The organism is Klebsiella sp. CSG-1 (assembly GCF_056521145.1).
The window spans coordinates 130,311-147,900 of sequence record NZ_JBWNLD010000010.1 but is presented as its reverse complement, the minus strand read 5'-3'; the positions used below and the strand labels follow the sequence as shown (position 1 = coordinate 147,900).

The following is a 17,590-nucleotide window of genomic DNA, read 5'->3' as shown; positions in this document are numbered from 1 at the left end:
GTTGCTTCAACAGTAGGAAAATGGCGGGGGAGAAAACAGTAGAGAAAAAGTGCATTTACTGGATATTTGTAAGGTGCGCGTGAAATTGCGATCCACCTCAAATCTTAAGTGCTATAGGGTCATGTTGCGACAAAAAGAGAGAATTGTGAGGCGGAGCAGAAAAAAGATCTCTGTGTACAATTTTCCAGTAATTCACTCTTTTCTCGCGTAGTCCCTGCCGCGCGCTTTCTTTACCGTTGAGGCAATGATGTCTTGCTCAGGAGAAAGCCAATGGCCCAGGTCATTAAATTCCGTTGTGATTTGCCAAATGGCGTCCACGCCCGTCCCGCCAGTCTGGTGGAAACGCTATGCAATACCTTTTCGTCTTCTGTTGACTGGTGGAATACGCGCAGCGACCTGCGCGGCAATGCGAAAAGCGCACTGGCCATTATTGCAACCAACACGATACGGGGCGACGAGTGTCAGTTAACGATCAGCGGTGAGGATGAGCAGCGGGCGCTTGCTGCGCTGTCGGCATTTATTCAGGATGAATTTCCGCACTGCGATACGCCGTTGCCGGCGGCGGAAAGTATAGAGGTACAGCCGGTTCCGCAATCGCTGTCCCGACTGAATCCTGTTTTGTTTCACGGCCGGCCGGTGTGTGCCGGGAGCGCCGGGGGCACGCTCACCCGGCTGAAATCTTTCGATCTGCGCAACCCGGGCCCGCTGCCTGCTGCCGGGAGTATTGAGCACGAGCAGGCGCTGCTGGATCAAGGATTGCTGCTGCTGGTTAAAAATATCGAGCTGCGGCTGCTGGATAACGACGGAACCGCCGGCGCCATTCTGGAGGCGCATCGTTCGCTGGCGACGGATGCTTCTCTACGCCAGCATCTGCTGGGCGGGCTGCTGACCGGCCTGAGCTGTGCTCAGGCGATCGTCGCCAGCGGCGAGCACTTCTGCGCTCAGTTCCACGACTCCGGCAACCGCTATTTACAGGAGCGGGTGCTGGACGTACGCGATGTCTGTTTCCAGCTTCTGCAGCACATCTACGGTGAGTCCCGCTTCCCGGCACCGGGTAAACTGACCGTCCCGGCGATTTGTCTTGCCGATGAGTTAACGCCCAGCCAGTTTCTTGAGCTGGATAAAACGCTGCTGCAAGGCCTGCTGCTGAGCGGCGGCGGGACCACTTCGCATACCGTGATTCTGGCGCGTTCGTTTAATATTCCGACTCTGGTCGGCGTGGAGATGGCGGCGCTGCTGCCGTGGGTAGGGCAACCGCTATTTATCGACGGCAATGCCGGGCTGGTGGTGGTTAACCCGGATGAGGCGGTGGAACGCTACTACCAACAGGAGGCCTGGACCGCGGCGCAGTTACGTCGTCAACAGCAGGCGTGGTTTGATAAAGACGGGGTCACAAAAGATGGCCTGCGTCTGGAGGTGGCGGCCAATATTGCCCACTCCGTTGAAGCCGCCGCGGCGTTTGGCAACGGCGCGCAGGCGGTGGGCCTGTTCCGTACCGAAATGCTGTATATGGACCGGCCCGGCGCGCCGTCCGAAGATGAACTTTATAATATTTTTTGCCAGGCTCTGGAACCGGCGAACGGCCGCAGCATTATCATTCGCACCATGGATATCGGCGGCGATAAGCCGGTGGCCTATCTCAATATCCCGGCGGAAAACAACCCTTTCCTTGGCTATCGCGCGGTGCGAATTTACGAGGAGTACCAGACGCTGTTCCGCACGCAGCTCAGGGCGATTCTGCGCGCCTCGGCGCACGGCTCGTTGAAAATTATGATTCCGATGATCTCCTCGATGGAAGAGATTCTGTGGGTGAAAGATCAGCTGGCCGAAGCCAGGCAATCCCTGCGCGATGAACATATTCCGTTCGATGAGAAGATCCCGTTTGGCATCATGCTGGAAGTGCCATCGGTGATGTTTATCATCGACCAGTGCTGTGAAGAGATCGATTTCTTCAGTATCGGCAGCAATGACCTGACGCAGTATCTGCTGGCGGTGGATCGTGATAACAGTAAGGTCACGCGCCACTACAACAGCCTCAACCCGGCTTTTTTGCGCGCGCTGGACTACGCCGTACAGGCGGTACATCGCCAGGGGAAATGGATTGGCCTGTGTGGAGAACTGGGGGCGAAAGGTTCGGTGCTGCCGCTGCTGGTGGGGCTTGGGCTGGATGAACTGAGCATGAGCGCGCCGGCAATTCCGGCGACGAAAGCGCGTCTGGCCCGGCTGGATAGCCGGGCCTGTCGCCAGCTGTTGAACCAGGCCATGCAGTGTCGCACCTCGCTGGAGGTGGAACACTTATTGGCCCAGTTCCGCATGGCTCAGCAGGACGCGCCGCTGATTACCACGCAGTGCATTACCTTAAACAGCGACTGGCGCAGTAAAGAAGAGGTGCTGAAAGGCATGACCGACAATCTGCTGTTGGCGGGGCGGTGCCGCTACCCGCGCAAGCTGGAGGCCGATCTCTGGGCGCGCGAAGCGGTATTTTCCACCGGGCTGGGCTTCAGCTTTGCTATCCCGCACAGCAAGTCGGAGCATATTGAGCAGTCGACCATCAGCGTGGCTCGCCTGGCACGGCCGGTGGCGTGGGGAGATGACGAAGCGCAATTTGTGATTATGCTGACGCTGAACAAACATGCCGCCGGGGATCAGCATATGCGCATCTTCTCTCGCCTGGCGCGGCGCATTATGCATGAGGCGTTTCGTCACGCGCTGGTCACCGCCGACAGCAGCGAGGCCATCGCCGGGTTATTGCAGCGCGAGCTGGATCTGTAGTTCCTCCGGCGGCACGGCGCCGGGGAGGCGGGTTAGCGCAAAATAGCCTGGCAAATGGCGTCGCTGACCTGCCGGGTCGAGGCATTCCCCTTCATATCCGGCGTTTTCGGCCCGCTGGCGATAACCTGCTCAATGGCCAGTAAAATACCGTCATGCGCCGCCTGATAGCGCGCGTCGCCGGCGCCGAGGAAATCCAGCATCATGGCGCCGGCCCAGATAGTGGCTATTGGGTTGGCGATGTTTTGGCCATAAATATCCGGCGCCGAGCCGTGCACCGGCTCGAACAGCGACGGGAAGGTGCGCTGCGGATTCAGGTTCGCCGACGGGGCGATGCCGATAGTGCCGGTACAGGCCGGGCCAAGATCGGAGAGGATATCGCCGAACAGATTTGAGCCGACGACCACGTCGAAGCGTTCCGGCTGGAGGACGAAGCGGGCGCACAGGATATCGATATGCTGTTTATCCCAGCGGATGTCAGGGTACTCCCGGGCCATGGCTTCTACGCGCTCATCCCAGAAGGGCATACTGATGGCCAGCCCATTGGATTTGGTGGCGGAGGTCAGGGTCTTACGCGGGCGGCTTTGCGCCAGCTCAAAGGCGTAGCGCAGGATCCGGTCTACGCCGCGGCGGGTGAATACCGACTCCTGAATCACCATCTCATGTTCGGTCCCGGGGTTCACGCGTCCACCGAGCGAGGAGTATTCCCCTTCGGTATTCTCCCGCACCACGTAGAAATCAATATCGCCGGCTTTTTTACCCGCCAGCGGGCAGGGAACGCCGGGAAACAGGCGCACCGGGCGCAGGTTGACGTACTGATCGAACTCGCGGCGAAACTTGAGCAGCGAGCCCCACAGTGAGACGTGATCCGCGACGGTTTCTGGCCAGCCGACGGCGCCAAAATAGATAGCATCAAAGGTCTTCAGCTGCTCATGCCAGTCGTCCGGCATCATTTTGCCGTGGCGGGCGTAATAGTCGCAGCTGGCCCATTCAATCTGTTCAAAGCTTAATGACAAATCCCAGCGTTCCGCCGCGGCGTGTAATACGCGAATACCTTCAGGCAGAACTTCTTTACCAATACCGTCCCCTGGGATGGCGGCAATACGACAGGTTTTCTTCATACCGGTTCTCACTTATCAGCGATGAAAATTGACTTCCTTTCTATCCTATAATTGACTGGTTCATAATTAATCACGCTAACTGGTGAAACATAAAACACAGTTCATGAATAATCTGCCGCTGCTAAATGATTTACGCGTGTTTATGCTGGTTGCCCGCCGCGCCGGTTTTGCCTCAGCCGCCGAAGAGCTGGGCGTTTCGCCCGCGTTTGTCAGCAAGCGCATTGCGTTGCTTGAGCAGACGCTGAATGTGCTGCTGCTGCACCGCACCACCCGGCGGGTCACGATTACCGAAGAGGGCGAGCGCATCTACGAATGGGCGCAGCGCATTTTGCAGGACGTCGACCAGATGATGGATGAGCTGTCCGATGTGCGTCAGGTGCCGCAGGGGACGCTGAAGATTATCAGCAGCTTTGGCTTTGGGCGCCGGGTGGTGGCACCGGCGCTGTCGGCGCTGGCTCGTCAGTATCCGCAGCTGGAGCTGCGGTTTGATGTTGCAGACCGGCTGGTAGATTTGGTGAATGAAGGCGTCGATCTCGATATTCGCGTGGGTGACGATATCGCCCCCAATCTGATTGCCCGTAAACTGGCGACCAATCAGCGGATTCTCTGCGCTTCGCCGGCGTTTCTGGCCCGCTATCCGCAGCCCAGGCAGCTTAGCGATCTGGCGACCTTGCCCTGTCTGGTGATTAAAGAGCGCGATCGGCCGTTTGGCGTCTGGCAGCTTCACGGAAAAGAGGGGGAGCAGGCCATTAAGGTGACCGGCCCGCTCTCCTCTAACCACGGGGAGATCGTGCATCAGTGGTGTCTGGACGGGCAGGGGATCTCGCTACGCTCGTGGTGGGATGTCCGTGACAACATCGCCAGCGGCCACCTGGTGCATCTGCTGCCGGAATATTCTCAACCGGCCAATATCTGGGCGGTGTATGTGTCGCGGCTGGCGACCTCGGCGAAAATCCGGGCCACGGTAGAGTTTTTACGCCACTACTTTCAGCAGCACTATCCACAGCAATGCATCGTGAGCCGCGAAACCTGATGCGTAAGACGAGAACACGCCCGGCGGCGGGTGCTGCCGGGCGTGCGGTCAAACAGCCGGCGCCAGTAAACGGTGCCCTGGCGCCGTCGAAGGCGCGCCGGGCGCGGGATCAACGAACCCGGCGGCAGTTATCGACCCCAGGCGGCGTACCGGCTTACACCCCGAGGCGGTCGCGCAGGCTGTAGTACGCCGCGCCCATTGCGGTAAACGGAATACGCAGGCTTCGTCCGCCCGGGAACGGGTAGTGCGGCAGGTTGGCAAAGGCGTCGAAGCGCTCGGCATCCCCGCGCAGCAGCTCGGAAATCAGCCGACCGGCGAGGTGGGTACAGGTGACGCCGTGGCCGCTGTAGCCCTGCATGTAATAGATGTTGTTGTCCAGGCGACCGAACTGCGGCATCCTCGAAAGCGTCAGCAGGAAGTTGCCGGTCCAGCGATAATCGATTTTCACCCCTTTCAGCTGCGGGAAAGTCTTCAGCAGCTTCGGCATGATCAGGCGTTCAACATCGTCCGGATCGCGGGCGCCGTAGACCACGCCACCACCGTACAGCAGACGGTTATCGCCGGTCAGGCGGTAGTAGTCCAGCAGATAGTTGCAGTCCTCCACGCAGTAATTTTTCGGGATCAGCGAGCGGGCGACCTCCTCGGACAGCGGCTCGGTGGTGACCACCTGGGTACCGCACGGCATACTGCGTTTGGCCAGCTCCGGCTCCACTTTGTCGCCAAGGTAGGCGTTCCCGGCGACGATCACGTAGCGGGCGGTCACCTGGCCTTTGGCGGTGCTCACCACTGCCGGGCTGGTGTGCTGGATACGGGTGACCGGCGATTGTTCATAAATCCGTCCGCCGTTCAGACGAATGGCATCCGCTTCGCCGATGGCCAGATTCAGAGGATGAATATGACCACCGCTATGATCGAGCAGGGCGCCGGTGTAACGATCGCTGTTGACCTCGCGGCGGATGGCATTGGCGTCCAGCAGCTCCAGCTGGTTATTACCGTAGCGCTCCCAGTTCGCTTTCTGTTCTTCCAGGGTTTCCAGCTGTTTGTGGTTCATCGCCACAAACAGGCCGCCGGGACGATAGTCGCACTGAATCTGATAGCGCTGGATACGTTCGCGGATGATCTCGCCACCTTCAAACATCATGCTGCCGAGCATTCTTGCCGCGTCCGGTCCGTAGGTTTTTTCAATCACGTCGATATCGCGGCTGTAGGAGTTTACCAGCTGGCCGCCGTTGCGCCCGCTGGCGCCAAAGCCGATCCGGGCGCTTTCCAGCAGCACCACGTCATAGCCCATTTCGGCAAGATGTAAGGCGGAAGAGAGGCCGGTGTAGCCGCCGCCGACCACGCAGACATCGCAGCTGATGGATTCGCTCAGCGTCGGAAACGGTGCGTATTTGTTGGCGCTGGCGGCGTAATAACTGGTGGTATGTTCGGTCATAATTAAGACTCCAGAGTCATCCAAATCGTTTTCAGTTCGGTGAATTTTTCCAGCGCGTGCAGAGACTTATCGCGTCCGTTTCCGCTTTGCTTATAGCCGCCAAACGGGACGGTCATATCACCATCGTTATAGTTGTTCACAAAAACGGAGCCCGCTTTCAGGCGCCGGCTCATGCGGTGGGCGCGGGAAAGATCGCGCGTCCAGACCGCGGCGCCCAGGCCGTAATGGCTGTCGTTGGCAAGCCGTAACGCCTCTTCTTCGCAGGTGAAGCGGGTAACCACCAGTACCGGGCCGAAAATCTCTTCCCGGCTCAGAGGAGAGGCCGGATCGACATCGACAAAAATGGTCGGGCCGACGGCGGCCGGCCACGGATTTTTCCGCCCATCGATCAGTAAGGTGCTGTGACTCTCACCCACGCGGATAAAGCTGTGGACGCTGTCGGCATGGGTGTTATCAATCAACATGCCCATGGTGGTGTTGGGGTCGAGCGGGTTGCCCGGCTGCCAGAGGCGAGCCTGCTCCTGCAGACGGCTGAGGAACTCATCGGCAATGCTGTCTTCAACCAGCAGGCGGGTCCCGGCGATGCACACCTGGCCCTGGTTGTAGAAGATGCCGCCGGCGGTGGCGTTGACCGCTTTTTGCAGATCCGGGCAGTCGGCAAAGACGATATTGGCGCTTTTACCGCCGGCTTCCAGCCAGACGCGCTTCATATTGCTGTCGCCGGCATCTTTTAACAGCTGTTTGCCGGTGCGGGTGGAGCCGGTAAAGGTGATGACCTCGACGTCCGGGTGCAGCGCCAGGGCCTGGCCCGCTTCATGGCCAAAACCGCTGATCACGTTCAGCACACCGTCCGGCAGCCCGGCTTCTTTCGCCAGGCCTGCAAGACGCAGGGCGGTGAGCGGTGATTTCTCAGACGGTTTAAGCACGATGCTATTGCCGGTAGCCAGCGCCGGGCCGAGTTTCCAGCAGGCCAGCAGCAGCGGGAAATTCCACGGGACCACGGCGGCAATCACGCCTACCGGTTCGCGGACGATCATCGCCAGCTCATTGACGCCGGTCGGCGCGACTTCGCCATACACTTTGTCGATGGCTTCCGCATACCAGCGGATGGCCCTGGCAGCGCCGGGGATATCGTCGCGCAGGCTGTGGCGGATCGGCTTTCCGGTATCGAGGGTCTCCAGCAGCGCCAGCTCTTCACGGTGGCTTTCCATCAGGTCCGCCAGCTTATTGAGCACCGCTTTACGCTTCGCGGGTGATGCCTGTGACCAGTCGCCGCATTCAAAGACGCGGCGCGCGGCCTGAACGGCGAGGTCGACGTCGGCCTTTTTACCGCGGGCGACGTGCGCCAGCGTGTGCTGGGCGGCAGGGTCGATGGTTTCAAACGTGGTATTATCGACAGCAGAGCAGTATTCGCCATTAATAAATAACCGCGTTTCAATCTCCATGCTTTTCGCTTTATCCTGCCACCAGGCCAGATGTTTGAAATCCATATAAGACTCCTTAATCACATAATCGAATAGTGGGCATTTCAGACAGCACAGGGCGCAGGGCGTCCCCGGAGTCAGATACCGTCTTTAGCGCGTTTTATTTGCGCGTATTATTGCGGCCAGCAGGAAATAAGATTCCGCACTACGCTGCGTATTATTTGCGTGTTCTTCGCTCCGCCGGAAACAGGGCATCCGACGGAGCAGGCCAGAAGAAAGCCTGAAACCTGCTCAGGCTAAAAAATCAGAATGTGGTGGGGGTATGGGCACTGATAATTCGGCAAATGCCGGCCGAAGTATTGCTGAAACTGTGCGGTATGCCGGTATTTATGGCATAGCTTTGCCCAGCAACCAGATGATACGACTGACCATTGATGACCAGTACGACTTCACCTTCCAGTATGGTGCCAATTTCCTCACCTTGATGTTTGATCCTCTCCCCGGTTGTGGTTCCAGGCTGGTAAGTTTCAAAAATCATCGCCAGCGTACGGTTCGGATTTCCGTTATGCACCAGCTTCATCGAAACCCCCTGACTGCCGATTTCGATAAGGTCATCCTGATTAATAACCACCTGCGGTTCATCAGGTTTTTCTGGTTCAGAAAAGAATTCCGAGAGCGACAGCCCATAAACTTTCAGCAGCTTTTGCAGCGTACTGATGGCAGGACTGACTTTGTCCTGTTCTATGGTACTGATGGCACTATGTGTTAACCCAGACAGTTCGGCGGCACGACGTTGTGAGAGACCCAGCTGTTGGCGGATCGCTGACAGACGTTTTCCTGGCGCCAGTCCGTCATCGCTCATATTTGCATTTCCTTAACTGTAATGGTCAGAGCCGCGGCTTTTCAGCCATGCGGTTCTGACAGGCGGTGATAAAACCTTCAAACAACAAACGCGACAGGGCGTATTCACTACTGTTCCATTCCGGATGCCACTGTACCCCCAGCGCGAAGGGGTGGTCATTGACGCTGACCGCTTCTGCCAGCCCATCGGAAGAACGGGCTTCGACGCGCAGACGCGAGCTTAGTGTCTTTGCTCCCTGCCCATGTAGCGAGTTTACCCAAAACGTGTTGCAGCCCGGTATTAACTGTGAAAGTAATCCTCCTTGCTGAACCTGTACTTCGTGAGACGGCGCATATTGCTGCTCTACCGGCAGTTCCGCATCTTCGCGATGTTCGAGGAGCTCCGGCTGCTCGAAAAGACGACGATACAGAGTCCCACCGGTGGCGACAACCAGTTCCTGTAACCCACGGCAGATGGCGAAAATGGGGATGCGCCTTTCGAGTGCGGCGTTTATCAGTGCCATGCTCAGAAGATCACGCCCGGGATCGGCGTCAGGCTCATCGCCGTTTTCACCATAAAGGTGCGGCTGCACATTGCTGGGGCTGCCCGGCAGGTAAATGCCGTCCAGTTGTGGTAACAACGCGGCAAGCAGTTCCGGTTCGGCCAGCGCATGCGGCAGGGCAATCGGCAATCCACCGGCGTTAATTATTGCATTCAGGTATTTTTCTTGCAGGGTCTGGGTCTGGTGACCCTTCAGCCTGTTCCTGCACATCACGACACCAATAACTGGCTTGTACATTATATTTTCCATGATCGCCCTCACAAAGTGGACTAAATTATGACCGTTTAGCGCTTTAAATGGCCATATCGTTCAATATTTTCTCAATCTAGCAGTGAGAATTGCCGTTTGCAAACTTAATTTAACATTTGACAAACATTTTGTTTGCATACACATTCGAATGGTGGACATTATATTTAACGGCAAGAAAGCCCGGCTCCGAAACCAACACAACGGCGGTGAATGATGGAAACCAATATTGTAGAAGTTGAGAATTTTGTTCAGCAGTCAGAAGAGAGACGGGGCAGCGCATTCACCTGGGAAGTGAAGCGCTACCTTGAGCAGTATCCGAATACGCAGTACGTCGATGTGCTGCTGACCGATCTGAACGGCTGTTTCCGCGGTAAGCGCATCCCGGTATCCAGCCTGAGCAAACTGGAAAAAGGGTGCTACTTCCCGGCCTCCGTTTTTGCCATGGATATTCTGGGGAATGTGGTGGAAGAGGCCGGTCTGGGCCAGGAGATGGGGGAACCGGACTGTACCTGCGTACCGGTACCGGGCACCTTAACCCCTTCTGCCGCCGACCCGGAGTCTATCGCGCAGCTGCAGCTGACCATGGTTGATGAAGATGGCGCTCCCTTTGACGTTGAGCCGCGGAACGTTCTCAATCGACTCTGGCAGCAGCTGCGCCAGCGTGGGTTGTTCCCCGTGGTAGCGGTAGAGCTGGAGTTCTATTTACTCGATCGTAAACGCGATGCGGAAGGCTATCTCCAGCCGCCTTGCGCGCCGGGTACCGGCGATCGCAACACCCAAAGCCAGGTCTACTCCGTGGATAACCTCAACCACTTCGCCGACGTGCTCAACGACATTGATGAGCTGGCCCAGCTGCAGCTGATTCCGGCCGATGGCGCGGTGGCGGAAGCGTCTCCGGGTCAGTTCGAAATCAACCTTCATCACACCGATAACGTGCTGGATGCCTGCGACGATGCGCTGGCGTTAAAACGCCTCGTGCGTTTGATGGCAGAGAAGCATAAGATGCATGCCACTTTTATGGCCAAGCCTTATGAAGAGCATGCCGGTAGCGGGATGCATATCCATATCAGCATGCAAAACAACAAGGGCGAAAACGTTCTCGCGGATGCCAATGGCGAAGATTCTGCGCTGCTGAAACGCGCGCTCGCCGGGATGATTGACCTGATGCCGGCGTCGATGGCGCTGCTGGCGCCAAACGTCAACTCATACCGCCGCTTCCAGCCGGGTATGTATGTGCCGACGCAGGCCTCCTGGGGGCATAACAACCGGACGGTGGCGCTGCGGATCCCCTGCGGCGATCGCCAGAATCACCGGGTGGAGTATCGCGTGGCGGGGGCCGACGCCAACCCGTATCTGGTGATGGCGGCGATCTTTGCCGGCATCTTGCACGGTCTGGACAATACGCTGCCGTTGCAGGAAGAGGTGGAAGGCAACGGTCTGGAACAGGAAGGGCTGCCGTTCCCGATCCGTCAAAGCGATGCGCTGTGGGAGTTTATGCAAAACGATAGCCTGCGTGAGCGCCTGGGGGAACGTTTCTGCCACGTTTACCACGCCTGTAAACATGACGAATTACTGCAGTTTGAGCGTCTTATCACAGAAACAGAAATTGAGTGGATGTTGAAAAACGCCTGATTGCCGCCCCGCAAGGGGCCTGTAGATTTGATAGACAAGTAGCATCATACGGCCTGAGCGGAGCCTGGTCGGACGTTTTTGCTGGGAGTCCAGCCATTTCCCGGATGTCGCGTAAAGGAGCGCAGGCGATAACGGGGCTTCAGTTAACGACACAGTGTGTGACGAGGTAAGAGATGACGCCGATGTTCAAATATCCGCAGGGAGAAGGAGGCCATGAAGGCCGCGATGCATGCCGTAATAACGCGAAATCAACCGCCGTATGCCGAAACGTTTTAACCGATTATTTATGCCTTACCCCCTTGCTAAGCAGGTTTGTTACCCGGTCATTGCGCCCGCAAACCCACGTTTACATGGGGGGGTATAACTATGGCTGCTAACACTTCTCTCGACATCTCATCCGCGGCGGGGAAACCGCGTTTGCGCAAGTCGCTCAAGCTCTGGCAGGTGGTGATGATGGGGCTGGCCTATCTCACCCCGATGACGGTGTTTGATACCTTTGGTATTGTCTCGGGAATCAGTAACGGCCACGTTCCCGCGTCCTATCTTCTGGCGCTGGCCGGGGTGCTGTTCACCGCCATCAGCTACGGTAAGCTGGTGCGACAGTTCCCGGAGGCCGGGTCGGCGTATACCTATGCGCAGAAGTCGATCAGCCCGCACGTGGGTTTTATGGTGGGCTGGTCTTCACTGCTGGATTATCTCTTTTTACCGATGATCAACGTGCTACTGGCGAAGATCTATCTGTCGGCGCTGTTTCCGGAAGTTCCGCCGTGGGTGTGGGTGGTGGGGTTTGTGGCGATTCTGACCGCGGCGAATATCAAAAGCGTCAATCTGGTGGCCAACTTCAATACGCTGTTTGTGCTGGTGCAGATTGCGATCATGGTCGTCTTTATTTTCCTGGTGGTGCAGGGGCTGCATAAGGGTGAAGGGGTCGGGACCGTCTGGTCGCTGCAACCGTTTATCAGCCAGAATGCCCATCTGATTCCGATTATCACCGGGGCGACGATTGTCTGTTTCTCGTTCCTCGGTTTTGATGCGGTCACTACGCTGTCGGAAGAGACGCCGGATGCCGCACGCACCATTCCGAAAGCCATTTTCCTGACGGCGGTCTATGGCGGGATTATCTTTATCGTCGCCTCCTTCTTTATGCAGCTCTTTTTCCCCGATATCAGCCGCTTTAAGGATCCGGATGCGGCGCTGCCGGAAATTGCGCTGTACGTCGGCGGGAAACTGTTCCAGTCGATTTTCCTCTGTACCACCTTCGTCAACACGCTGGCGTCGGGGCTGGCGTCGCACGCCAGCGTCTCCCGCCTGCTGTATGTCATGGGGCGCGATAACGTCTTTCCGGAGCGTATTTTTGGCTATGTCCATCCGAAATGGCGGACCCCGGCCCTCAACGTGTTGATGGTGGGCGTGGTGGCGATGTCGGCGCTGTTCTTTGATCTGGTGACCGCGACGGCGCTGATTAACTTTGGCGCGCTGGTGGCGTTTACCTTCGTCAACCTGTCGGTGTTCAACCACTTCTGGCGGCGTAAAGGCTATAACAAAACGTGGAAGGATCGCGTGCACTACCTGATTCTGCCGCTAATTGGCGCGGCGACGGTAGCGGTCCTGTGGGTTAACCTGGAGGCAACATCATTGACCCTGGGTCTGGTGTGGGCGGCGTTAGGGCTGCTGTATCTGACCTGGCTGACCCGTCGCTTCCGTCAGCCTCCGCCGCAGTTTGACGCCCGTAAAGCGGAGCAGGCCTGGGAGTCGTAACCGTTCAGACTGAACAGGAAGTAAAGAATAAAAGCAGGCATAACGCCTGCTTTTATTCTTCCTGGATGCGTCGTGGCGCAACGTGGTACCTCGGGAGGGGCTATTTTTTCTTCTTATGGGTCGGGAGCTGGCTGGCGCGGCGTTCTTTGACGTATGACACCAGACTGTAAATCGCCACTCCCAGCAAAATGACCGCGACAACAATGAGAATAATACCGGACATAAGCGATCCTGGGCTTGAGTTGAAAACCATGAACTCTATTAAGTTACGTGTAAGATAGCATCAGGATGTGTCCGAAATATGACTCGTTTTACGGTTAAAATCGAAAAAAATCAGGATGATAAAATCATACTGACCGGTCTGAAGCGCCGTTTCGTCGATCGGGTAACACTCCGTTAAGTGATTTTACAGACGTACGGCCCGCGGGCTGATACCCTGCATTTGAGTAAGAATTGTCTGAGAGTAATGCATGCGTAATCAACATATCGTCGGCCTGGTTGGGCTGACTCTTATCCTGACTTCATTTGCCGGCGCAGCGGAGTCAGATCGCCAACAAACCCGCGAACGAATCATGGATCAGGTGCTAAAACCCTGTGAAGGCAAAAAAGCGGGGGACAAAGTGGTGATGGTCGATCGTCGCGGCGGCGAGCATGAGGCGATCTGCACGCTGGCGGCGGTACCGCTACCGGAGTAACGCCCGCCGCCGCCGGCTCAGAGATTTCCCGTGCCGCCATCCACCCGCAGTTCGCTGCCGAGTACGTAGCTGGACTCATCCGATGCCAGATACAGGGCGGCGTTGGCCAGCTCCTGCGGCGTGCCCATCCGTCCCAGCGGCACCAGGTTTTTGATCTCCTCCTGCAGGTCGCTCAAGGCCTGGGCGCTGAGGCCGAGTTTATCCAGCGCCGGGGTGCGCACGGGGCCCGGACTCAGGCCATTCACCCGGATACCGTGCGGTAGCAGCTCCGCCGACAGGGTACGCGCCAGCGACAGCAGCCCGGCTTTACTGGCGGCATAGGCGCTGCTGGTGGGCAGGCCGATATGGGCGCTGACCGACCCGCAAAGAATGACCGACGCCGGGTTGGCGAGCAGCGGCAGCAGCGCCTGCAGCAAGAAGAACGGCCCTTTCAGGTTGATATTCATCAATCGATCCCACTCCACTTCGCGCCAGTCGCCGAAGGGAGCATGGGTGACATCACCGGCGTTGACGAACACCACATCCAGCTGCGGCCAGCGGTCGGCGAGGGTTGCGGCCAGCTGGCGCTGCCCGGCGGCGTCGCCGGAATCGGCGGCGATGACCCAGCCATTGTTACCCAGTAGCGCCTGCGCCTGCTCAAGGGCGACCGGATTACGCCCTGTCACCGCCACCTGCGCCCCTTCGGCGATAAACGTCTGCGCCGTAGCGAGACCAATCCCGCTGGTCCCGCCGGTTATCAGCGCATATTTTCCTGCTAAACGTCCCATTACCTTCTCCTGATAGTGATGTGGAAAAGGGACTATAAAAGCTTTAGTATCCAAAGGATACCAGGTACCAATTGGATACTAATGAGGCGAAAGGTGTGCTATGGCGAAGACAGCGGCGCGCGTCGGGGAAAATAATTTCGTGCAGCATGCTTGCCCGATGACCGATTTTGTTAATCTGATTGCCGGGAAGTGGGCGATCCCGATTCTCTACCGGCTGATTGTCCTTAATGCGCCGGTGCGCTTCGGCGAACTGCTGCGCGCGGCGGCGCCGATTACGCAAAAAGAGCTGACCCGCCAGCTGCGGTTGTTCGAGCAGCGCGGGCTGGTGTCGCGCTGCGTCTATCCCGAAATTCCCCCCCGCGTTGAATATCAGATAACTGACCTGGGACTGTCGATGCGCAGCGCACTTCAGCCGCTGGCGGAGTGGATGAGTCAGCACGGCCACCTGCTCAAACGTTAAGCCCGGCGATAGCGCGGCGCCGGTTGGCCGGTGCGTGCGCTGCCGAACAGCGCGAGCCTCGCCTGGTCGTAATGGGTCCAGAGCGCCAGATCGTGAACCGGCGGCAGGGTGATATTTTCGCCCTGATCAAGGCCGCTAAGCGCCGCGTCCACCAGATCTTCCGTCGTCATCACCGAGCCTGCCGGCAGTGCGTCAAGAGCGACGCCGGAGGTGGGCCACAGATCCGTCGCGGTTGCCGCCGGAAGCACCGCCTGAATACGCAAACCGCTGTCGGCAAACTCCTCCTGAAGCGCGCGGGTAAAGCTCAGCACCCACGCCTTGCTGGCGCTGTAGACGGCGCTGCCCGGTAGCGCATGCAGCGCAAGAATGGAGGCGATATTGATCAGCGTCCCCTGACCTCGCGGGCTGAAGGCGGCCAACGCCGCATAGCTCAGGCGCAGCAGAGCGGTGGTATTCAGGGTATGAATCATCTGATGTTCGCGCACATCCGTGGTCAGTAACCCCCCCATTTTCGCCGTGCCAGCGTTGTTAATCACCAGCGCAATCGTCGGATCCGATTGCAGGCGCGCTTCAACGGCGCGGATACCGCTTTCTTCGCTCAGGTCTGCCTTGAGCACGTCGGCCCGGATGCTGTACTGGCGCTGCAGCTCTTGGGCGAGGGCCTGCAAACGTTCTTCCCGGCGTGCGACCAGAATCAGGTGATAGCCGCGAGCGGCGAGACGTTCGGCATAGCGGGCGCCGATGCCGGAAGATGCGCCGGTAATCAAAGCGGTATAAGAAGGGGTCGTCATGGAGTTACCTCAAGTAATATGGTTGCATTATTAAACCAAATTCAGCATGCGTTAAATGGTTTAATAATGCAACCAATTGGCGGAGGTTATTTTATTATGAGGAATGATTAAAAAGTAATAATGATTAAAATCAGTCTGTTAGAGGCAGTCTGGCGGTGATATCGTCGGGGCGGAGCGTCCGGCCATCGGCGGACTGTAGCACCAGCTTGCGCAGCGGCTGGCGCGTGAGATTATCAATCAACACGGTGGCGGGTTCGTCGGGCGTCAACAGATACTCGTCGGCCCATTGCGCCAGCGCCACCAGCACAGTTTGCAGCCCACGCCCCTTTTCGGTAAGCACGTACTCCTGCCACGCGCTACCGTCCGAAGCGGGCTGCATCGTGAGAATACCTTCTTCCACCAGCATTTTTAGCCGCCCGGCGAGCATGTTCTTAGCAATGCCAAGGTGCTTTTGAAATTCGCTGAAGCGCCGGGTCCCCCCCAGGGCATCGCGGACAATGAGTAGCGACCACCAGTCGCCAATGACGTCAAGTGAGCGGGCAATGGGGCAACTGCTGTTTTCCAGACGAGTACGTTTCACGAGAGCTCCTGTGGCTTCAGTTGTTTTATTATAAAACTATTTCCCCGGGCTGCGAAAAGTTTCTCCCGTTGCGTGAGTTTGCGAGCCGTCGTGCGGAAAAATGTCATCAATTTGTCACAATGAAAGCGATGATAATCACTGACTGAGGATTAAGGGATGCAAAAGAGTCTACTCGCCAGCGTCGTGGCCGGCGCCGTATTGTTATCGACGGCTGCCCAGGCAGAGGAACAGACGGCACCGCAGGGCTATCAGCTACAGCAGGTGTTGATCATGAGTCGCCACAACCTGCGCGCGCCGCTGGCCAACAACGGCAGCGTGCTGGAGCAGTCAACGCCGAAATCATGGCCGGAGTGGGATGTGCCCGGCGGTCAACTGACCACTAAGGGCGGCGTGCTTGAGGTCTATATGGGGCACTATATGCGCGAATGGCTGGCGCAGCAGGGGCTGGTCACCCGCGGCGAGTGTCCGGCGGAGAATAGCGTTTACGCCTACGCCAACAGTCTGCAACGTACCGTGGCGACCGCGCAGTTCTTTATAACCGGCGCGTTCCCCGGCTGTGGGGTTACGGTTCATCACCAGCCGCAAATGGGCACCATGGACCCGACGTTTAATCCGGTGATTACCGACGATTCTGCCGCCTTCAGCGAAAAAGCCGTACAGGCGATGGAAAAAGAGCGGCAGACCATGCAGCTGGCCGACAGCTACAAGCTACTCGAAGTGATGACGGACTATCAAAATTCACCGTCCTGCAAAGAGAAGCAGCAGTGCTCGCTGAGCGACGGCAAGGATACCTTCAGCGCAAAATATCAGCAGGAACCGGGCGTTTCCGGGCCGTTAAAGGTGGGCAACTCGCTGGTTGATGCCTTCACGCTGCAGTATTACGAAGGGTATCCGCTGGATCAGGTGGCGTGGGGCGAGATAAAAACCGACAAACAGTGGCAGGTGTTGTCGAAGCTGAAAAACGGCTATCAGGATAGCCTGTTCACCTCGGCGGAAGTGGCGCGCAACGTGGCTAAACCGCTGGTGAAATATATCGATAAAGCGCTGGTCAGCGATCCCGCTCAGGCGGCGAAAGTGACGCTGCTGGTGGGGCACGATTCCAATATTGCCTCACTGCTGACGGCGTTAGACTTCAAACCTTATCAGCTGCATGACCAGTATGAACGGACCCCGATCGGCGGGAAAATTGTTTTCCAGCGCTGGCATGATAGCGGCGCCAACCGTGAGCTGATGAAAATTGAGTATGTGTATCAAAGCACGGCGCAGCTGCGCAATACCGAAACCTTAACCCTGCAATCCCCGCCGCAGCGCGTGACCCTGGCGCTGAACGGCTGTCCGGTGGATGCAAACGGCTTCTGTCCGATGGAGACCTTTAAGCAGGTGATGAACGACGCGGCGAAATAAAAAAAACGGACCGGCCATGGCTGGTCGGTCCGGGTCTTGTTTTGTTGGCCCGGTCATGCGCCGGGCACT

At 57.7% G+C, this 17,590-nt stretch carries 17 protein-coding genes; 8 read left to right on the top strand and 9 right to left on the bottom strand.

Annotated elements, in window-relative coordinates; genetic code table 11:
* The first annotated feature begins 270 nt into the window (after positions 1-270).
* Positions 271-2,772, top strand: coding sequence for a phosphoenolpyruvate--protein phosphotransferase (gene ptsP / locus AC007G_RS22100; RefSeq protein ID WP_049266787.1), 2,502 nt, complete (start codon positions 271-273; stop codon positions 2,770-2,772).
* Between the two features lie 32 nt (positions 2,773-2,804).
* On the opposite strand, the gene AC007G_RS22095 is transcribed toward ptsP, so the two are convergent.
* A complete protein-coding gene (locus tag AC007G_RS22095; RefSeq protein ID WP_047664602.1) occupies positions 2,805-3,890 on the bottom strand; it encodes a tartrate dehydrogenase in 1,086 nt (361 codons plus the stop codon).
* An 82-nt stretch (positions 3,891-3,972) separates the two neighbouring features.
* Here AC007G_RS22095 and AC007G_RS22090 point away from each other — a divergent pair, with 82 nt between their 5' ends.
* Entirely contained in the window at positions 3,973-4,923 is a 951-nt protein-coding gene (locus AC007G_RS22090; protein ID WP_163921880.1) for a LysR substrate-binding domain-containing protein, read from the top strand.
* A 154-nt stretch (positions 4,924-5,077) separates the two neighbouring features.
* Here AC007G_RS22090 and AC007G_RS22085 read toward each other — a convergent pair whose 3' ends face one another.
* The 4 genes from AC007G_RS22085 to puuD form a co-directional block, all read right to left on the bottom strand.
* A complete protein-coding gene (locus AC007G_RS22085; RefSeq protein WP_032688430.1) occupies positions 5,078-6,358 on the bottom strand; it encodes an NAD(P)/FAD-dependent oxidoreductase in 1,281 nt (426 codons plus the stop codon).
* Positions 6,359-6,360: 2 nt separating this feature from the next.
* A complete protein-coding gene (gene puuC / locus AC007G_RS22080) occupies positions 6,361-7,848 on the bottom strand; it encodes an aldehyde dehydrogenase PuuC (protein ID WP_032695707.1) in 1,488 nt (495 codons plus the stop codon).
* Positions 7,849-8,086: 238 nt separating this feature from the next.
* Entirely contained in the window at positions 8,087-8,644 is a 558-nt protein-coding gene (gene puuR, locus AC007G_RS22075; RefSeq protein ID WP_032688428.1) for an HTH-type transcriptional regulator PuuR, read from the bottom strand.
* 25 nt (positions 8,645-8,669) lie between these two features.
* On the bottom strand, positions 8,670-9,422 hold the full coding sequence (gene puuD, locus AC007G_RS22070; protein WP_181890568.1) for a gamma-glutamyl-gamma-aminobutyrate hydrolase: 753 nt from the start codon (positions 9,420-9,422) through the stop codon (positions 8,670-8,672).
* A 225-nt stretch (positions 9,423-9,647) separates the two neighbouring features.
* Here puuD and AC007G_RS22065 point away from each other — a divergent pair, with 225 nt between their 5' ends.
* The 3 genes from AC007G_RS22065 to AC007G_RS22055 all read left to right on the top strand — a co-directional run bounded on the left by AC007G_RS22065 (position 9,648) and on the right by AC007G_RS22055 (position 12,824).
* Complete coding sequence (locus AC007G_RS22065; RefSeq protein WP_064385563.1) at positions 9,648-11,066, top strand: glutamine synthetase family protein; 1,419 nt, start codon at positions 9,648-9,650, stop codon at positions 11,064-11,066.
* 173 nt (positions 11,067-11,239) lie between these two features.
* Complete coding sequence (locus tag AC007G_RS22060; RefSeq protein WP_072000007.1) at positions 11,240-11,443, top strand: YmjE family protein; 204 nt, start codon at positions 11,240-11,242, stop codon at positions 11,441-11,443.
* On the top strand, positions 11,433-12,824 hold the full coding sequence (locus tag AC007G_RS22055; protein WP_032688425.1) for an APC family permease: 1,392 nt from the start codon (positions 11,433-11,435) through the stop codon (positions 12,822-12,824). Before AC007G_RS22060 ends, AC007G_RS22055 begins: the two co-directional genes overlap by 11 nt.
* 100 nt (positions 12,825-12,924) lie before the next feature.
* Here the strand turns inward: AC007G_RS22055 and AC007G_RS22050 are convergent, their stop codons facing one another.
* Entirely contained in the window at positions 12,925-13,047 is a 123-nt protein-coding gene (locus AC007G_RS22050; protein ID WP_004860391.1) for a small membrane protein, read from the bottom strand.
* Between the two features lie 247 nt (positions 13,048-13,294).
* Between AC007G_RS22050 and AC007G_RS22045 the strand changes: the two genes are divergently transcribed.
* Positions 13,295-13,519 carry a hypothetical protein gene (locus AC007G_RS22045; protein ID WP_032688424.1) on the top strand — a complete coding sequence of 75 codons (225 nt, stop codon included), beginning with the start codon at positions 13,295-13,297 and terminating at the stop codon, positions 13,517-13,519.
* A gap of 17 nt (positions 13,520-13,536) precedes the next feature.
* On the opposite strand, the gene AC007G_RS22040 is transcribed toward AC007G_RS22045, so the two are convergent.
* Positions 13,537-14,286 (bottom strand): SDR family oxidoreductase, encoded by a 750-nt coding sequence (locus tag AC007G_RS22040; RefSeq protein WP_046852827.1) that lies wholly within the window; start codon positions 14,284-14,286, stop codon positions 13,537-13,539.
* Between the two features lie 100 nt (positions 14,287-14,386).
* On the opposite strand from AC007G_RS22040, the gene AC007G_RS22035 reads away from it, so the two are divergent.
* The gene (locus AC007G_RS22035; RefSeq protein WP_032688422.1) at positions 14,387-14,746 is read left to right on the top strand and encodes a winged helix-turn-helix transcriptional regulator; all 360 of its coding nucleotides are present in this window, start codon (positions 14,387-14,389) and stop codon (positions 14,744-14,746) included.
* Here the strand turns inward: AC007G_RS22035 and AC007G_RS22030 are convergent.
* Positions 14,743-15,537 (bottom strand): SDR family NAD(P)-dependent oxidoreductase, encoded by a 795-nt coding sequence (locus AC007G_RS22030; RefSeq protein ID WP_049266796.1) that lies wholly within the window; start codon positions 15,535-15,537, stop codon positions 14,743-14,745. The genes AC007G_RS22035 and AC007G_RS22030 overlap by 4 nt on opposite strands.
* A 130-nt stretch (positions 15,538-15,667) precedes the next feature.
* Positions 15,668-16,117, bottom strand: coding sequence for a winged helix-turn-helix transcriptional regulator (locus AC007G_RS22025; RefSeq protein WP_032688420.1), 450 nt, complete (start codon positions 16,115-16,117; stop codon positions 15,668-15,670).
* A gap of 156 nt (positions 16,118-16,273) precedes the next feature.
* Here AC007G_RS22025 and agp point away from each other — a divergent pair, with 156 nt between their 5' ends.
* Positions 16,274-17,521 carry a bifunctional glucose-1-phosphatase/inositol phosphatase gene (gene agp, locus AC007G_RS22020; RefSeq protein ID WP_032695711.1) on the top strand — a complete coding sequence of 416 codons (1,248 nt, stop codon included), beginning with the start codon at positions 16,274-16,276 and terminating at the stop codon, positions 17,519-17,521.
* Positions 17,522-17,590 lie beyond the last annotated feature (69 nt).